The organism is Nocardia sp. BMG111209 (assembly GCF_000381925.1).
Lineage (GTDB): Bacteria > Actinomycetota > Actinomycetes > Mycobacteriales > Mycobacteriaceae > Nocardia.
Genome location: NZ_KB907307.1, coordinates 2793812 through 2811519, shown reverse-complemented (window position 1 = coordinate 2811519; position 17708 = coordinate 2793812). Strand labels below are relative to the sequence as shown.

17 protein-coding genes are annotated in these 17708 nt (G+C 68.9%); 6 read left to right on the top strand and 11 right to left on the bottom strand.

Features of this window, described 5'->3' with window-relative positions; all coding sequences use genetic code 11:
• A complete protein-coding gene (locus G361_RS0112985) occupies positions 1-306 on the bottom strand; it encodes a hypothetical protein (protein ID WP_155981430.1) in 306 nt (101 codons plus the stop codon).
• Positions 307-600: 294 nt separating this feature from the next.
• On the opposite strand from G361_RS0112985, the gene G361_RS0112980 reads away from it, so the two are divergent.
• A complete protein-coding gene (locus G361_RS0112980) occupies positions 601-2067 on the top strand; it encodes an HNH endonuclease signature motif containing protein (protein WP_026342986.1) in 1467 nt (488 codons plus the stop codon).
• A gap of 283 nt (positions 2068-2350) precedes the next feature.
• Here G361_RS0112980 and G361_RS46895 read toward each other — a convergent pair whose 3' ends face one another.
• Positions 2351-3583 carry a DUF4241 domain-containing protein gene (locus tag G361_RS46895; RefSeq protein ID WP_019927511.1) on the bottom strand — a complete coding sequence of 411 codons (1233 nt, stop codon included), beginning with the start codon at positions 3581-3583 and terminating at the stop codon, positions 2351-2353.
• A gap of 71 nt (positions 3584-3654) precedes the next feature.
• On the bottom strand, positions 3655-3981 hold the full coding sequence (locus G361_RS43475) for a putative quinol monooxygenase (protein WP_019927510.1): 327 nt from the start codon (positions 3979-3981) through the stop codon (positions 3655-3657).
• Positions 3982-4120: 139 nt separating this feature from the next.
• On the opposite strand from G361_RS43475, the gene G361_RS0112965 reads away from it, so the two are divergent.
• A complete protein-coding gene (locus G361_RS0112965; protein WP_155981429.1) occupies positions 4121-4342 on the top strand; it encodes a hypothetical protein in 222 nt (73 codons plus the stop codon).
• 58 nt (positions 4343-4400) lie between these two features.
• Here the strand turns inward: G361_RS0112965 and G361_RS43470 are convergent, their stop codons facing one another.
• Together G361_RS43470 and G361_RS43465 are read right to left on the bottom strand one after the other, a co-directional pair.
• Positions 4401-5432 (bottom strand): Gfo/Idh/MocA family protein, encoded by a 1032-nt coding sequence (locus G361_RS43470; RefSeq protein WP_052172783.1) that lies wholly within the window; start codon positions 5430-5432, stop codon positions 4401-4403.
• Between the two features lie 108 nt (positions 5433-5540).
• On the bottom strand, positions 5541-6848 hold the full coding sequence (locus G361_RS43465) for a glycosyltransferase 87 family protein (RefSeq protein WP_019927507.1): 1308 nt from the start codon (positions 6846-6848) through the stop codon (positions 5541-5543).
• A 338-nt stretch (positions 6849-7186) separates the two neighbouring features.
• Here G361_RS43465 and G361_RS51800 point away from each other — a divergent pair, with 338 nt between their 5' ends.
• Positions 7187-9529: an acyl-CoA dehydrogenase family protein gene (locus G361_RS51800; protein ID WP_196814471.1), complete on the top strand. Its 2343-nt coding sequence runs from the start codon at positions 7187-7189 to the stop codon at positions 9527-9529.
• A gap of 66 nt (positions 9530-9595) precedes the next feature.
• Positions 9596-10762 (top strand): acyl-CoA dehydrogenase family protein, encoded by a 1167-nt coding sequence (locus G361_RS0112940; protein ID WP_019927506.1) that lies wholly within the window; start codon positions 9596-9598, stop codon positions 10760-10762.
• A gap of 3 nt (positions 10763-10765) precedes the next feature.
• On the opposite strand, the gene G361_RS0112935 is transcribed toward G361_RS0112940, so the two are convergent.
• The 3 genes from G361_RS0112935 to G361_RS48290 form a co-directional block, all read right to left on the bottom strand.
• Positions 10766-11557: an RNA polymerase sigma factor SigF gene (locus G361_RS0112935; RefSeq protein ID WP_026342984.1), complete on the bottom strand. Its 792-nt coding sequence runs from the start codon at positions 11555-11557 to the stop codon at positions 10766-10768.
• Complete coding sequence (locus G361_RS0112930; RefSeq protein ID WP_019927504.1) at positions 11547-11936, bottom strand: ATP-binding protein; 390 nt, start codon at positions 11934-11936, stop codon at positions 11547-11549. Before G361_RS0112930 ends, G361_RS0112935 begins: the two co-directional genes overlap by 11 nt.
• Positions 11937-12093: 157 nt before the next feature.
• Positions 12094-12378, bottom strand: a complete 285-nt coding sequence (locus G361_RS48290) for a CsbD family protein (RefSeq protein WP_369797892.1) — start codon at positions 12376-12378, stop codon at positions 12094-12096.
• Positions 12379-12581: 203 nt separating this feature from the next.
• Between G361_RS48290 and G361_RS0112920 the strand changes: the two genes are divergently transcribed.
• Together G361_RS0112920 and fahA are read left to right on the top strand one after the other, a co-directional pair.
• The gene (locus G361_RS0112920; protein ID WP_019927502.1) at positions 12582-13775 is read left to right on the top strand and encodes a homogentisate 1,2-dioxygenase; all 1194 of its coding nucleotides are present in this window, start codon (positions 12582-12584) and stop codon (positions 13773-13775) included.
• On the top strand, positions 13772-14968 hold the full coding sequence (gene fahA, locus G361_RS0112915; RefSeq protein ID WP_019927501.1) for a fumarylacetoacetase: 1197 nt from the start codon (positions 13772-13774) through the stop codon (positions 14966-14968). Before G361_RS0112920 ends, fahA begins: the two co-directional genes overlap by 4 nt.
• On the opposite strand, the gene G361_RS0112910 is transcribed toward fahA, so the two are convergent.
• From G361_RS0112910 to G361_RS0112900, 3 genes are all read right to left on the bottom strand, one after another.
• On the bottom strand, positions 14959-15663 hold the full coding sequence (locus tag G361_RS0112910; protein WP_019927500.1) for a class I SAM-dependent methyltransferase: 705 nt from the start codon (positions 15661-15663) through the stop codon (positions 14959-14961). The two genes, fahA and G361_RS0112910, sit on opposite strands and share 10 nt — an antisense overlap.
• Positions 15664-15734: 71 nt before the next feature.
• A complete protein-coding gene (locus G361_RS0112905; RefSeq protein ID WP_019927499.1) occupies positions 15735-16232 on the bottom strand; it encodes a carbonic anhydrase in 498 nt (165 codons plus the stop codon).
• Positions 16233-16361: 129 nt separating this feature from the next.
• Positions 16362-17687 carry a lipase family protein gene (locus tag G361_RS0112900; RefSeq protein ID WP_052172658.1) on the bottom strand — a complete coding sequence of 442 codons (1326 nt, stop codon included), beginning with the start codon at positions 17685-17687 and terminating at the stop codon, positions 16362-16364.
• Positions 17688-17708: the final 21 nt, after the last annotated feature.

Genomic DNA, 17708 nt, shown 5'->3' with positions numbered 1-17708 from the left:
TCACCTGTGCTGTTCGCTCGGCAGGAACGACTCCGCGTACGACGCGATTTTCTTGACGATGCTCGGGGCGGCAGCGCCGAGGCCGAATGCAACGAGGCCGTTGGGAACAACGGCGGAGCTGGCCAGCGCGGCGGTGGTGACGGTGGCCACCGCCAACTGGATGACGAGCGAGGCTGCATAAATTCCGCCCCCCGGCCCCTGCGGCCGCACCCAGGGCCACGACTTGACCCGTCGCACGGCTTCGAGAAATACGACTCCGAGATTGGCGGCAGCGCCGACGAAGCCCCACACAGCGTATTGCCACATGCGTAGAAGATATGCGCTCGACGCCATTCGTGCCAGCGACCGGCAAATAAATGAGAGACCGGTCGTCCGGTATATTTACGATAATAGATATCAGCGTGTAAAACCGAACGTTAGTATGCCACAACAACGTAGGGAAACGCACTCCGCACCTATTCGAAGGTGCATTGCGATCGTGCAGTCTGCCCGGCAGCTCGAAACCGTCGCCTCGGATCGATTCCAAGGACACGCCCGAATGTGCTGGCAGACAGGTTTTTTCGCTGGCGTGTCTGATTTGCTGGGGGGTAGAATGGGCACATGCGTTCGAGCCTCGGAGCAGTAGATGATCCCGCTACGGAGACCGCCCTCCGTGCGCTGGAAGTCGCTGCCGCCGAGGTATCGGCAATGTGTACCCGAGCCCTCTCGAATCGTGACCGCCTGAGTCTGATCCGGCGAGTGGAAACCGTGGTGCGGATGTTGCCCGCCGCCGGCCTCGAATGGGTTGCCCAGATGGCCGAACAATGGTCGAATACCGAGTTCGCGGCGAACAATCTGATCGACACCCTCGCCGACAGTCTGCGCATCACACCCGCCGAAGCCCGTGCCCGGTGGCGTGCCGCCGACGAGCTGGCCCACCGTACCGGCATCACCGGTGAGACCATCGCCCCTGCACTGCCGGTGACCGCGGCCGCGCACAGCGCGGGCGCCATCGCACCTGCCCACGTGAAGATCATCCGGGACGTGATCCGCCACCTGCCGGTCACCGTCGACCATGCGACCCGTGCCGACGCCGAAGCGATGCTCGCCGAGCATGCCCGGGAGTTGCGGCCCGATCAATTACGCAAGGTCGCAGACAAATTGGAGGCGCTGATCAACCCGGACGGGACCTTCACCGACGCCGATCGTGCTCGCCGACGAGCCTTCACGATGAGCCGTCAGGGCCCGGATCTGATGTCGAAATGCACGGCCACCGTCGACCCGGAAACGCGAGCGTACCTCGAGGCGATCTTCGCCAAGTATGCCAAGCCCGGCGCCCTGAATCCGGACGACGCCACACCGATCATCGACGATGATCCGGATGATGCGGCCGCACAACGCGATTCGCGTAGCGCCGCGCAGCGCAATCACGATGCCCTGAAGGCGATCCTGCGTGACAGCATCGGTTCGGGCCGATTGGGTCAGCATCGTGGCCTGCCGGTCACCGTGGTCGTATCGATGACCCTGCAGGATCTCGAAGATGCTGTCGGACAGACTGTTTCCGCGTCCCCGGAGGTTTCGGTCTCGGGGCCCGCAGTGGCCACCGGTGGCGGCGCGATGCTCCCCATCGGGGATGCACTGCGGCTGGCATCACATGCGCACCATTACCTGGCCCTGTTCGACCACCGTGACGGCCGACCGCTCTACCTCGGTCGCGCCAAGCGGATCGCCTCCGCCGATCAGCGAATAGTGTTGCACGCCCGCGATATCGGCTGTACCTTCCCGGGTTGCACCAAACCCGGCTACCTGTGCCAAGTTCATCATCGCACCGAATGGGCCACCGGCGGCGCCACCGACGCGGACCAGCTAACCTTCGTCTGCGAGCCTCACCACCGCCGCGCCGGAACAGCAGCGACGGAGTGGAGCACAACCACTATGACCACGGTAGGGCAACCCGATTCCGGTCGCACCCAATGGATCCCACCGGCCCACATCGATCCATCCCGGCGACCGAGACTCAACCGATACCATCATCCCGGCGAATTCTTCACGCACACAAGAGAATCGGTGTGCACCAAGCCGGGGTAGTCTGCCCCACACACCAGCTCCCCGCCCCGACACAGTCGGAGGCGGGCAGCGGTGCGTGACCGCTGGCACTCAGTGACCGCTGGCGCTCGGTAACCGCTGGCACCAGTGGCCGCTGGCATTCTGTGACTGTTGGCACTCAGTGGCCGCCGGCGCTCGGTAACCGCCGAATACCCGCTGCGGCGCCGACTTCTGCTCCATGTCGACGGTCAGGCCGCCGCCCTGGATCTCCGGCGATACGCGGCAACGGCGCGAAGTCAAGCCGGGAACCCGCTGCCCCACAACGCTACCGCCCATCACCACCACTCGAACCGAGCAGGAAGTCGAGGACTACACAGCTCACTCGACCGTCGGCGGCCCGACCGATCCACAACGGATAGGCACCGTCACCGAGCCCGGCCCACATCGCGACGAAGGTCGGACCAACCGGTGGTGCGGGCAGTTCGACGACGACGCGGCCGTGATCGAGTTGCTCGATCACGAAATGCTCGAAGTCATCCTGGTCCAAGGGCCCGTGCGTAACATCGAAGAACGCTGCGGTCCCGGAGTCCACGCCCACTCCGTAGAAACCCCGCTCGCGCAACAACTCCGGATCCTCCGCGGGCCGCAGCGCCATCTCCCACGCCACGACCGGCTGGTTACCGACGATCACCTTGGCGGCCGCGACCCGCGGGAAATCCCCCGTCTGGGGAAATCGCAACAGCGACACCGAGATCGGATACACCCCCGGCGGCACCGCCACCGTGCGCGGCGAGGTCTCGACCCACCCGGCATCTGCCACACTCAGCTGACCGGAAGGTATGCGCAACGGCCCCGCCGCGACGAGTTCGACCACCCCCAGCCCGCTGACGGTATCGAGCCGCGCGCCCGCGACGAACAATTCCTCGATCCCCGTGGCCCGCAACGGTCCCCGCCATTCGCGCGGCCGCTCGTCACGCAGGGGCACTGTTCCGGCGAATTCGTGCCCCGCCACCGCCGCCAGCCCGACGAATCCGGTCCAGTCACCGAACCGGGGCTCCGCGACCACGAGCGTCCCCGGACGTCCCGCAACGGTGAGAATCCGCGAAAGTGCCGCCACCACATCGAATTCCGGCCCGGAAGCGGGAGGAACCGGCCCGCGCGCCTTCCGCGCGACCCCGACCGTCCCGTCGGCGGCGAAGGTGGTGACCACCTCCGCATCCCACCCACCGGACTCGTACCGTCCACGATCGGAGTACTCCCACCGACTGTGCCGCAGCACCCGCAACCATCCGTCGGAGTACGCCTCGAGATCGATCATGTGCGTCCGGAAGGACCGATCATCGAACACGTACACCCGCCACGGCTGATGCGCCCACCCCTTCCCCCAGTACTCGGCCAGAATCACCGGCCGACGTCGCGCGGACAACAGCACCGAGTAGGAATCGCCCGCCTCGTGCAGGCGCGCGGTCAACGCCGGTGAGGTCGGCGCCGGATGGGTCGTCCCCCGCCACGAACCCCACGGGTCACCGTACGAGACCTCGACACTGTCGATCAGCACGCCGCAACCCTATGCTCGCCGCCCGCCGATTCCCGCCCACGGGAGATCTGCGAGCGCATTCCGAAAACCGATCAAGCCGCACCGATCCGGCCACCGGCACGGAGAGTCAGACCGTAGAACCCTTCGGGCTGCCGAGCCAGTAGCGGCGGAACCCGCTGCGACACCGCTGCCACCGGCTCGGACCGAGTGGTCGCATCGTGCGCGTCCTTGTCGGTCCACAACTGCGTCAGCCAAATCGTGTCCGGATCATCGAGAGCCGCGTTGATGCTGTACACGATCAAGCCACTGTCGTCGCCACCCGCACGAAATCCCTCGTGCAACACGGTGACCAATTCGTCGCGCCGACCCGGCAGCGCGGTCATCCGCCCGTAGACACTGAACATATTCTCGCTGGACACGCGTACTCACCTCTCGCCGGACTCTCCGCATCCGACCCTACTCCGCTGCCCGGCGGCCATCGTCACGCCATGTATCGACTGCATGTGCGGAACATGCTGCGGCAGAGGGTTTCTCGTTTCGCAGGCGTATCCTGTGGCGATGGGGACCGAAACGGCTGTGCCGGACGGCCGGCGGCAGCGATGGCCGTGGCGCAAGAGGATCGCGTTGCTGATCATGGCCGCATTGCTCCTCACCGCCATCATAAGAATGATCGTCACGGGGAATTCCGGCGACCTGACAGCCCGCTCGTTCAGCCAGGCCGCCGTGGCCGTTGCGGCGGTGTACGGGATGATCGAACTGGGTCTGCGCCGCCGTCGGTGATGAACCGGCGGTCGTGGAAATCGCGGGATACGGTTGCCGCGCAGCGGAATCGAGCATTCTACGGCAGGTCCGCACCCGGTTCGGTGGTCGCCACGGCGGTGGGCCGGCGCGGTGGTAGCCCGGCGGCGCGGTAGATCGCGTCGATCACGGTCATCGTGGCGACCGAATCCTCCGGGGGAGTGTCGACCGGGGTGCCGTCCAGGACGGCGCTCACGAATGCGTCGAGCTGATAGGCGTAGGTCGAGCGGCGCGGGAAGCGTTCGGTCCGGCGGCCGTGTTCCGTGCGGATCGACACCCGGTGGAACATCTGCGGCATCACCGGGTTGAGGATGCGAATCTCGCCGCGGTCGCCGATGATCCGGGCGCTGAGCCGCAACAGGTCCTGTGACCACATCGAACAGCGGATCAGGCCGGTGTGGCCGCTGGGGAATCGCAGTTCGGCGGTCATCGCGCGGTCGATCAGGGGGCCGCGCAGCAGGGCGCGGGCCGAGACGACCTCCGGTTGTTCGGCGCCGTAGACCCGGGCCATGTGCACCGCGTAGCAGCCGGCGTCCATGGTGGCGCCGCCGGCGAGGCCGTAGTCGTAGCGGATATCGCGAAATCTGGGCAGCGGGAAGCACATCGCCGTCTCCACGTGGGAGAGCGTGCCGAGTTCGCCCCCGGCGACGATCTCCTCGACGCGGCGGGTCAGCGGATGGTAGCGATAATGGAACGCCTCCATCACCACCAGGCCGGAACCCTGTGCCAGACGGGCGATTTCGCGGGCCTCCGCCGCGTCGGCCGCGAACGGCTTCTCGCACAGCACATGTTTGCCCGCCGCCAGCGCCGCGCGGGTCCAGCGGCCGTGCAGGCCGTTGGGCAGCGGGATGTACACCGCGTCGATGTCGGGGTCGGCGAGCATGGCCTCGTAGCCGTCGTGCACCACCGGGATTCGATACTTCTCGGCGAACTGCCGGGCGCGCAATGGATCACGGGCCGCGACGGCGGTGACCTCGGCCTCCGCGTGCTCCCGCGCGGGTGCGACGAGGGCTGCCGGTGCGATGCGCGCCGCTCCGAGAATGCCGATCCTGACCCGGCGTGCTTCGGTCATGCGGACACAGTACCGCCGCAACGCGATCCGGCATCCCGGGAGCGAATCCGACATACCTCCGGGGGCGGCGCGTCCGCGCCACGGTGGCGCAACCGCGCCGAGGGTGGATCAGCGCCCGGAGTCGCCCGCCGCGGCAGCGGTCACGAGTTCGGGCTCGGCGGGTTCGACGGTCTGCTGCTCCCGGCGCAGGCCGGCGGCCACGCCGATGAACACCGCCAGCGTCAGCCACACGTACGCGTTGTGGTCGACGACGCCGAACGGGGGCCGGTTCGGGAGGCCGAAGATGTTCTCGAAGTGGAATCCCAGCAGCTTCGTCACACCGTCGGACACCACCACCGCGACGATCGCGAGGCTCGCGGACGTCACCACGCCCGGCCGGCGGACCGCCAGATCGGCGAGGCAGATCAGCAACGGCGCCAGCCACACCCAGTGATGTGTCCAGCTGAACGGCGAGACCACCGTGCTGGTCAGCCCGCACAGGACGACCGCGGGCAGTTCCCGGCCGGTCGCCCACAGTCGACGCGCGAGTACCAGGCAGGCCACCGTGACGATCGCCGCGCCCAGCAGCCACAGCACCTGCAGCGGTGTCCCGGCGCCGACCGCGCGGGCGATCATGCCGCGCAGCGATTCGTTCTGCGAGTTCTGTGGCACCCCGACCCGCTCCGGATCGGCGAAGGCGCCGCCCCAGAAGGTCAGCGAGTCGTGCCACATCGCGATCGCGCCCACGATCACGGTCACCACGATCGCGCCGGCCGCGGTGGCGGCCGCCCGATAGCGCCGCGTCACCAGCAGATAGAGCACGAAGAACACCGGGGTGAGCTTGATCGCGGCGGCGACGCCGGTCAGCGCGCCCTTCCAGCGGAACGAATCCGGCAGTGCCATATCGACGAGCACCAGCAGTAGCAACAGGATGTTGACCTGCCCGAACGCCATCGTGGAGCGGATCGGCTCGATCCACAGCAGCAGCGCGGCGATCAGCGGCCCGGCGGCCAGCAGCCGCAGATCACGCCGATACCCGAGCAGCGACAGGGCCGCCCACACCGAGCCGACGAGCATCGCGAAGTTGACCAGTCCGCCGACCCAGGTGAACACCAGCCCGTGCATCGCCGCCAGCGGCACGAACAGCAGCGCGGCGAACGGGGAGTAGACGAATTCGAAGACGCCGCGGGTGTGCCCGCGCAGCGGACTGTCGTATACCGAGACGCCGTCCACGACGCGTTGCCCGGCGATCTGATAGGTGCCCAGGTCGACCAGGTGCATCGTGCTCTGCACCGACGTGACCACCTGGTCCAGGTAGTACCCGCCAGCGGGCAGCGCCAGCGCGGTCAGCACCCAGATCACCGTCAAGGGAATCGTGCGTGACGCCGCGGCAGCCGGCTCCGCGTCGACTCTCGGTTCGGACGTCGACAACGACATACTCACCCCCGCATCTCGAGGCCTCCGATTTCCGGCCCGCGGCAGTGACGATGACATTTCGGCCGCCATCGGCATCGAACCTACGCTGCGGGCACCCGGCGAAACTTACCAGCGCGCGATCACGGCGGTGCGGGTGGGTCGGCGGTCCGCGCGGACCGCGACGGCCCGCGCAAGGCGGGCGGACGCCCCCCGATCCGCGGTGTGCTGGCGAAAACCGTTGTGGCGCAGCAATAATCCCGGGCGCGGCGGCTCGTTCCGCGGTGCCTCACGGTCTTGACTATTCGGTGCTTTACGGGTGACAGTAAACGAAACTGTGCCGTCTTGTAACGGGGATCGTGATGACCACTGTCGAAGAGTTCCGCACGCGAGCCCGGGAATGGCTGCGCGCCAACGCGAAAGCCTTCGATGCGGAGGCCGGCGGCGATCCGGAGGGATCCGGCGTTCCGCTGGCGGTCTCGAAGGATTTCCAGAAGCGGCTGTGGGAGGCGGGCTTCGCCGGGATCATGTGGCCCGTCGAATACGGCGGTCAGGGTCTCGGGGTCGCCGAATATCTCGCCTTCAGCGAGGTGGCCCGCGACTTCGTACTGCCGGTGATGCCGTTCGTGATCGGCCTGGGCATGCCCGGCCCGACCCTGCTGGAACTCGGCACCGAGGAACAGAAGCGGCGTCACCTGCCGCCACTGCTGAGCGGTGCGGAGATCTGGTGCCAGCTGTTCTCCGAGCCCGACGGCGGTTCGGATGTGGCGAGCCTGCGCACCTCCGCGGTCCGGACCGAGACCGGCTGGCGGATCAACGGCAGCAAGGTGTGGACCTCCGGCGCACAGTTCAGCGACTTCGGCGCGCTGCTGGCCCGCACCGATCCGACCGTGCCCAAACATCAGGGCATCACGATGTTCATCGTGGACATGCACCACCCCGGTGTGACCGTCCGGCCGCTGCGGGTCGCCACCGGGCACTCCCCGTTCAACGAGGTGCATTTCGAGAATGTCGAGGTGCCCGCGGACGCGGTGATCGGCGCGGTCGATCGGGGCTGGCAGGCCGCGGTCGTGATGCTGCGCAACGAACGGGTCTCGCTGGGCACCGGCCCCCGGTCCCGGTCCAATCCACTCGGTTTCGACGCGCTGCGGGAACTGGCCCGCACCCGCGGCCTGGATCGCGATCCGGCGGTGCGCCGGCGGCTGGCCGAGATCCATGCCCACGAGTCGGCGCTCGCCGCCTACGGCCGGGTGCTGCACGAGGAGACCACCGCGGGCCGCAACATCGGCGCGCGCGGGTCGGCGGCGAAGCTGGCCGGCGCGGCGCAACAGCTGTGGGCGTCGGATCTGGCCCAGGAGATCCTCGGCGACGATCTGTGCTCGGATCCGAGGAGGTCGCGCCGGTGGCGCTGGCGATCCTCACCGGGCCCGGTATGGCCACCGCCGGTGGGACCAACGAGATCCAGCGCAACATCATCGGCGAGCGCGTGCTCGGGCTGGCCAAGGATTCGGGTGTGGATCGCGACCTGCCGTTCAACCAGCTGCGTTTCTCCCGCTGAGCGCCAGCGGACCCGTCGACCCGAAGGACCGGCCTTGACCCTCATCGACACACCCGAACAGCAGGCGCTCGCCGATGCCGTGCGGCGGTTCGTCGCCGAGCGGACCCCGCGCGCCGCGGTGCGCGACACGGCCTTCGGGCCCGCGGCCTACGATCCCGCCGTGTGGCGCGGCCTCGCCGCCGACCTCGGTCTGGCGGGCCTGCTCGTGCCCGACGAGTTCGGCGGGCAGGGCGGCACCGCGGCGGATCTGGCCGTGGCGCTGCGCGAACTCGGTGCGGGCCTGGTGCCCTCGCCGCTGCTGGCCTCCGGCGTGCTCGCGGCGGGCGCCCTGCTGGCGCTCGACGATGCCGCGGCACGCAAGCAGTGGCTGCCGCAGCTGTCCGCCGGATCGGTTGTCGGCACCCTGGCGGTCTCGGAACCCGATGTGCGCGAATGGATTCCGGCCCGGCCCGGTACCACGGCGACGGTGTCGGCGGATGCGGTCACGCTGACCGGGGTCAAGTCGGCGGTGCCGCACGCCGCCGATGCCGATCTGCTGCTGGTGACCGCCACCGGACCCGACGGTGTCGCGGTCCATCTGGTCGAGCGCGGGGCCGCGGGCCTGGTGGTGCACACCGAGCAGTGCCTCGATCCGACCAAGAGCCTCGCGACGGTGTCTTTCGACGGCACCCCCGCGACCGCACTGGCCGGCGATGCCGCCGCGGCCCTCGACCGGGTGGCCGATCTGGCCAATCTCGCGGTCGCCGCCGAGCAGGTGGGCGCCCTGCGCGCGGCCCTGGACCTGACCGCCGAATACGCGAAGATCCGCTTCAGCTTCGGCCATCCCATCGGCGCCTATCAGGGTGTCAAACACAAACTCGCCGATATCTACACCGATTGGGCCCTGGCCGACGCGGCGGTCCGCCGGGCCGCCGAGGCGGCCGAACTCGACCCCGCGGCCTTCCCGGCGGCGGCCGCCGCGGCCCGGGTGGTCGCCTCCCCGGCCTATGTGAACGCGGCCAAGAACACCATGTTGCTGCACGGTGGTATCGGCTTCACCTGGGAGCACGACGCTCACCTCTACTACCGGCACGCCGTCGCGAGCAACGTGCTGTTCGGCGGCCCCGACTACCAGAAGGACCGGCTGGCGGACAAACTCGCGGTGTAGTGCCGGGGGCCCGGTCCGGCCGTGGGTGACAATGGTCGGCACGTCGTCGTCCGCTCCGGAGGTGCCATGTCGCAGACCCTGTCCCAGCTGTTCGCGCTCGATTCGCTGCTGTCCCCGGAGGAACTCGAGATCCGTTCCACCGTAAGGAAATTCGGTGACCGGCGGCTCCGCCCGGAAATCGCGCAGTGGTTCGAGCGCGGTGAGATCCCGGTGCGCGAGCTGGCCGTGGAACTGGGATCGCTGGGGGTGCTGGGCATGCATCTCGAGGGGTACGGCTGCGCGGGGACGAGCGCGACCGCCTACGGTCTGACCTGCCTGGAGCTGGAGGCCGTCGATTCGGGTATCCGCAGTCTGGTGTCGGTGCAGGGTTCGCTGGCGATGTTCTCCATCCACCACTGGGGCAGCGAGGAACAGAAACAGCGGTGGCTGCCGGGGATGGCCGCCGGTACCGCGATCGGGTGCTTCGGTCTGACCGAGCCGGATTTCGGGTCGAATCCGGGCGGGATGCGCACGCACGCGAAGCGCAGCGGCGGCGATTGGGTGCTCAACGGCACGAAGATGTGGATCACCAACGGTTCGGTCGCCGACGTCGCGGTGGTGTGGGCACAGACCGAGGAGGGTATCCGCGGATTCGTCGTGCCCGCGGACACCCCCGGATTCACCGCGCCCGAGATCCGGTCCAAACTGTCGCTGCGCGCGTCGGTGACCTCCGAACTGGTCCTCGACGACGTCCGGTTGCCCGGCGACGCGCTGCTGCCGCGGGCCCGCGGGCTGCGCGGTCCGCTGACCAGCCTGGGGGAGGCCCGGTTCGGCATCGTCTTCGGCGCGCTCGGCGCCGCCCGGGACTGCCTGGAGACCGCCGTCGAGTACGCGCGGTCGCGACGGGTGTTCGACAAATCGCTGGCGGCGTATCAGCTCACCCAGGCGAAGATCGCGGATATGGCCCTGGAGGTGGGCAAGGGGCATCTGCTGGCGTATCACCTGGGCCGGTTGAAGGATCGCGGTGAGCTGAGCGCGGATCAGGTCAGCCTCGGCAAGCTCAACAACGTGCGGGAGGCGCTGGAGGTTGCGCGGCAGTGCCGGACGATATTGGGCGCCAACGGAATCACGCTGGAATATCCGGTGTTGCGGCACGCCAACAACCTGGAGTCGGTGCTGACCTACGAGGGCACCTCGGAGGTGCACCAGCTCACCATCGGCAAGGCGCTCACCGGCGAATCCGCCTTCCGCTGAAGGTTATTCGCGCATCACCCGGTCGCGCAGCTCGTCCAGGGTCCGGGACAGGATGCGCGACACCTGCATCTGCGAGACGCCGAGTTCCCGGGCGATCTCGCTCTGGGTCTTGTACTCGAAGAAGCGCATGGTCAGCACCCGGCGCTCCCGCGCGGGCAGGGCCGCCAGCAGCGGCCGGACCGCCAGGAACTTGTCCACGTGCTCGTACGCTCCATCGGTCTCGCCGAGCACCTCCATCAGCGACAGCGCGGCGTTCTCGCCGCCGTCGCTGCCGGACACCGCCTCGAGCGACGAGGTCTGATAGGCATTGCTCGCGATCAGCGCCTGGGTGACCTCGGTGAGGTCGACGTCGAGTTCGGCGGCGATCTCCCGGGCGCGCGGCATCCGGCCCAGCCGCTGCGCGAGCAGTTCGATCACGCCGCTCAGTGAACCCTGAATCTCCTTGGTGCGCCGGGGAACCCGTACCGCCCAGGTGTTGTCGCGGAAGTGCCGGCGCACCTCGCCCATGATGGTCGGGACGGCGAAGGCGAGGAACGGGGAACCGCGCGACTGGTCGAACCGATCCACCGCCTGGACCAGGCCCAGGCTCGCGACCTGCAGCAGATCGTCGAAGGTCTCGCCGCGCCCGGCGAAGCGGCGGGCGATGTGCTCGGCCAGCGGGAGGCATCGGTCGATGATCGCGGCCCGTAGCGTCGCCCGCCGCGGATCGTCGTCGGAAAGCGCTGCGAGAGCGGCGAATTCCGGTTCGATATCGTCGTAACTGTCGCGGCGCGCTCGGCCGCGTTCACCCGGCATCGCCGTCACCCCGCCGGCGGGAGAACTCGATGATCACGGGATGACCGAGACCGCTCCCGCCGGCGTCGGTTTCGTGGACGACGAGGGTATCGGTGATCGTGCGCAGCACATGCCAGCCGAAGCTGTCCTCGTCGATCACCCCGAGTTCGGTGGCGAGTCCGATGACCCGCACCGTCATCCGGGCGCCGTCGAAATCGAATTCGCATTCGATCGATGAGCCCGGTACGGCCGCCGGCAGCAGGCAGGTAGCGATCTCGTCGAGCGCGACGCGGATGTCGGTCACCTCGTCGAGTGCGAAATCGGCCATCAGCGTGACGGTTTCGGCCAGCGCGCGCAGCATGGTGAGTTGTTCCGGCACGGCGTCGACCCGGACGCCCACCGGGGATGTCCGTGTCCGCGGTTCCGGTGACCGTTCTCGGTCCGGCACGTGAATCTCCCTTCGCACGAGCCGGGCCGTGACGCTCCGGGCTCTCGACATCTGGGGGCAGAACCGGGTCCCCCGGCCCGTCCGGACCGGGGGATCATCGATCGCGCGATCAGCGATTCTGCTGATGCGCGTGCTGACGCGCCTCATCCGCCCGCGCCCGTGCGCGCTCGGCTTCCGCGAGCGCCTCGTGACGGGCGGTCTCGCGCTGCGCCTCGGCGCGGTCCTGCTGGGCCACGCCCTCGCGGCGCAATTCCTCGTTGTGCAGTGCGGCACCGGCGACCTCCTTGCCCCGGCCCTTCACATCCTCGACGATGCCTTCGACACCTTCACGGATACCACTCTTCTCGTGTTCCGTCACAGCATTCACCTCCGGATTGTCGATCTGCAGTGACACTGTTCGCCTACCCCGCCCACCCGGCGGAAAACGGTTCGCGTGGGCCCGATCACGGCACGGTCGCCGCCGGTTGGCCCGGACGGCCGCCGCGCGGCGGTACTGTCGGCCCCGAACGCCGAGGAGCCACCGGTCCCGATCCGCCGCGGCCCGCCCGGGACACCGGCACGATGAGCAGACCTTCGACGACGTCAGGAGTTGAGCGGATGGCGTACTACCGGCAGGTCGGACGGATCCCGCCGAAACGGCACACGCAGTTCCGGGCCGACAGCGGCGCGTTGTACCGCGAGGAGCTGATGGGGGAGGAGGGGTTCGTCGGCGATTCGGCGCTGCTGTACCACCGCCACATTCCCTCGGCGGTCCTGACCGCGACGGCCTGGGAGCCCGGCGATCTGTCGCTGACCCCGAATCGCCCGCTGATTCCCCGCCATCTGCGGCTGCCGGAGCTGTTCGCGGCGGCCGGCGCCGGTTCGATCGATGTGGTGACCGGCCGCCGCCTGATACTCGGCAACGACGACGTCCGGATCTCCTACGTGGTGGCCGGCGCGCCGTCGCCGTTGTACCGCAACGCCATCGGCGACGAATGCGTCTATCTCGAATCCGGTTCCGGCACAGTGGAAACCGTATTCGGCGCGCTGCCGGTGCGGCCCGGTGATCACGTGGTGGTGCCCCGGGCCACCACCCATCGGTGGCTGCCCGGCCCGGGAGAGTCGTTGCGGGCGTACGTGATCGAGGCCAACAGTCACATCACGCCGCCGGCACGGTACCTGTCGCGGTTCGGGCAGCTGCTGGAGCAGGCGCCGTACTGCGAGCGCGATCTGCACGGGCCGGTCGAACCGCTGCTGGCGGCGGAGACCGAGGCCGAGATCCTGGTGAAGCACCGCGGCCCGCAGGGCGTGACCGGTACCCGGTACGTGGTGCCGCATCATCCGTTCGACGTGGTCGGCTGGGACGGCTGCCTCTACCCCTACACCTTCAACATCGCCGATTTCGAGCCGATCACCGGCCGGATCCACCAGCCGCCGCCGGCGCATCAACTGTTCCAGGGTGGCAACTTCGTGATCTGCAATTTCGTGCCGCGGAAGGTCGACTACCACCCGCTGGCGATCCCGGTGCCGTACTACCACTCCAACGTCGACTCCGACGAGGTGATGTTCTACTGCGGCGGCGACTACGCCGCGCGGCGCGGTTCGGGGATCGGCCAGGGTTCGGTGAGCCTGCATCCCGGCGGGCACAGTCACGGGCCGCAGCCCGGGGCGGTGGAACGGTCGCTGGGTGCGGAATACTTCGACGAGCTGGCCGTCATGGTCGACACCTTCCGGCCGTTGCAGCTCGGCGAGGGCGGGGTGGCCGCGGACGACGGCGCCTACGCCGGGAGCTGGTCGAGGGCCGGCTCGTGACCTGGGCGCCGATACCGCCGGGGTCGGGTTTCGGGATCGAGAATCTGCCGTACGGGGTGTTCGCGCCGCCGGGCCGGCGGGCCCGGGTCGGTGTCCGCATCGGCGACCATGTGCTGGATCTGCGGGCCGCACTCGGCGAGGAGGAGTTCGCGCGGCCCGCGCTGAACGATTTCCTGGCCCGCGGCCGGGAGTTCTGGACCGCGACCCGGGATCGGATCGTCGAACTGCTGACCGATCGGGGCCGGCGGGACCGGCTCGGCGACGCGCTGTATCCGGTGTCCGATGTGTCGGTGCGGCTGCCGATCGAGGTCGCCGACTACGTGGACTTCTACGCCGGCGAGCGGCACGCCGCCAATCTGGGGGCGATACTCCGTCCGGATTCGCCTGCGCTGCTGCCGAATTGGAAGCATCTGCCGGTCGGCTACCACGGCCGGGCGGGCACCGTCGTGGTCTCCGGTACGCCGGTGACCCGCCCGTGCGGGCAACGCCGGTCGGCCGCGGATCCGGCGCCGGTGTTCGGGCCGTCGCGGCGGCTGGATGTCGAGGTGGAGGTGGGTTTCGTCGTCGGCGTCCCGAGCGCGCTCGGAAAGCCGGTGCCCACAGCGGATTTCGAACAGCACGTGTTCGGCATCTGCCTGCTCAACGACTGGTCGGCGCGCGACATCCAGGCCTGGGAGTACGTGCCGCTCGGGCCGTTCCTCGGCAAATCCTTCGCCACCTCGATCTCGCCGTGGATCGTACCGCTGGACGCCCTGACCGCCGCCCGGCTGCCGGTTCCGCCGCAGGATCCGGAACCGCTTCCCTACCTGCGGGATTCGCGGCCGTGGGGTCTGGATCTGCGGCTGGAGTTCGCGCTCAACGGGCACATCGTGTCGCGGCCGCCGTACGCGCGGATGTATTGGTCACCCGCGCAGATGCTTTCGCATCTGACCTGCAACGGTGCGAGCCTGCGCACGGGGGATCTGTTCGCGTCGGGCACCGTATCCGGCGAGGCGCCCGACGAATTCGGTTCGCTGATCGAGATCACCTGGAACGGTGCGCATCCCGTGCGCCTGCCCGGCGGCGGTACCCGCACCTTCCTGGCCGACGGCGACGTGGTGACACTACGTGGCACCGCCCCGGGGCCCGGCGGCGCCACGATCGATCTCGGCGCGGTCACCGGCCGGATCGGACCGGCGGACGTTCAGCCCTGATGAGCGGACAGCAACCACGCCGGAATGGATTTGCGGCCGCCCGGTTCGTCGTGCAGCCCCGCGTAGCGCATCCGCAGCTCGTCCGGGAACGTGTCGATCAGCTCGGGCGGTAGCGCGGCGTGGATGCGGGCCGGCCGGATCTCGTCGACCACCCAGTACTTCGACACCACGTCGCGCAGCTCGTCGGCGGTGACGGGTGCGGGACCGTCCCCGGTGAGCGCCGGGAATCCGGCCCGGTCGAAGACCAGTGCGAAATAGGACGCGCCCGGCGCCGCGGCCCGCGCGATCGACCGCTGATAGCCCTCCCGGGCCGCGACCGGGATCGAATGGAACAGTGTGCTGTCGACGACGGTGCCGAACCGCCCGTCGTAGCCGGTGAACGCGCTGATGTCGGCGACCTCGAACGAGGCGTTGCCCAGCCCGCGACGGGCGGCCTCGGCGCGGGCCAGGTCGATGGCCGTCGGCGACAGATCCAGCCCGACCGTGGTGAAACCCCGCTCGGCCAGATACAGCGAGATCGCCGCCTCGCCGCAGCCGACGTCGAGCACGTCGCCGTGGAATTTCCCCTGTTCGATCAGGGCGGCCAGTTCCGGCTGCGGCTCCCCGATACTCCACGGCGCCTTGACGCCCGCGCCGAACGGCCCGCCGCTACCCCGATAGACGGCCTCGAACTCGAAATCCCCAGGCATGGTCATAGCCAACGACTATCAATTTGCCCGGGGAGTGTCAAGGGCGGATGCCCGATTCGTCACCGGCGCGCATCTCGCTACGAGACCGGCAGCACCTCGTTCAGGTTACCCGTGGCGACGTCGAAGACGAATCCGCGCAGGGAGGTCGTACTCGTGACGAACGGGCTGGCCTCGATGCGCCGAATGGATTGCCGCACATCCTCGTCCAGGTCCGGGAAGGCCTCCGCGGCCCAGGCCGGCTTGATCCCGACCTCGGCCTCGATGGTGCGCTTGAAGTCGTCGTCGGTGAAGGTCAGCATGCCGCAGTCGGTGTGATGGATCAGGATGATCTCGGTCGTGCCCAGCAGTCGCTGGCTGATCGCCAGGGAGCGGATCTCGTCGTCGGTCACCACACCGCCCGCATTGCGGATGACATGCGCCTGACCGTCCCGCAGCCCGAGGATCCGGTAGACGTCGAGCCGGGCGTCCATGCACGCCACCACCGCGACGTGCTTACTCGGCGGCAGCGGTAGCGGACCGGTGAAGTTCGCCGCGTACTCGGCATTGTTGGCCAGGAACTCGTCGGTCGCGGTCATGTGCGCCTCCATCGAAGTGGGATGTGCGTACCTCTGCATGAACAGTGGTGGCTGCTCGTCGTTTGCGCGAGATATTCGCGCAGGCTGAGGCCAAGGGTTTACACGCGCCGGCGGTGACCGCGACCGGGATCAGCCGATCGAATTGCCCGGCGGGATCGATCCACAGGTGGACGGCGCGGGCTCACCCGCGAGCCGGTGGTCGAGCCAGTCGATCTCGGCCTGCATCGCCAGCGGAGCGGCCGTGATGTGGCTCAGCGGACCGTATTCCACGTAGTCGACGGCGGAATTGCCGTCCGCGCAGTATCGGCGGGCGAGAGCGCGCACATCGCCGGCCACCATCACCGCGTCGCCGGGGCCGATTCCGGCCCGGCTGCCGTCGGTCCCCTCGAGCACCCCGTTGGCGGCCTGTCCGATGAACATCGGCACCGTCGGTGTCGGCGCGGTCCCGAGATTGATCTTCCGTGTCACCTCGGCGTACGGCGGAACCGACTGCGGGTCGGCGTATTCCGGTTTCACCAGTTGCGTCCAGGTCAGCCCCGGATACTGGAACAGCACGTTCGCGATCGAGGCCGACTCCAGCCGCGGCAGCAGACGCTGTGCGTACGCGCTGAGGTAGGGCCCGAAGTCGATATCGTAGGCGCGCCCGACGCCGACGATCGCCATGCCCGCGACCCCGGCCCAGCCGACGCTGCCGTCGACGTAGAGCAGATTGCGCGCCGGATCGACCAGCACCCCGCCCTCGGCGGCGCCGGCGAGTTGCTCGTCGACCTCCGGGGCGTACGAGGGGGCCAGTGCCGCAGCCCAATTCGTCGCGATCGCGCCGCCGGAGTAGCCGAGCAGCCCGATCCGGGTTCCGCCGTCGATACCGGTGCCCTCGACCTGTGCCGCGGCCCGGATCGAGTCCAGCGTGGTGTACCCGTACTCCGGTCCCGCGGCGAAATCCGCCTGCTGCCCTTCGGTATCCGGCAACAGCACCGGCAGCCCGCGCGCCAGCAACTGCGCGACGTAGAACCCCTCCGCGGTATTGACCAACTGCCCCAGGCTGACTCCGCCGGCCACCGCCCGTGAGGGACTGTCCGCCGGATTCAGCGAATCGTAGAACGACTGGTAGGACACCGCGGCCCCGGCTCGCCGCGGTCCCGGCGGCAGTAGCACCGTGGTGATATTCGACGCGGGCCGCCCCTGCGCGTCGGTGGTCCGGTACCGGATCTGGATCGCCGTCACCGGAACGGGAAGTCCCGCAAGGTGATACGACAGCGTCCGGGTGTCCAGCACGCTACCGGCCGCGTATTCCGCGATCCCGCTGTCGTCGTAGGTGAAGAAATCGCCGGGCGCGGCCTGGGCCGCCGCCACGCATCCGCACTGCACCACCGTGGCGGCCACGACGGTGGCCAGCAGCCGCCGCGCCCGCCGCCCCGCCCGGGAACTCTGCCCGCCGTCCACGCGCCCAGCCATCGTCATCGATCGACCCTCCCC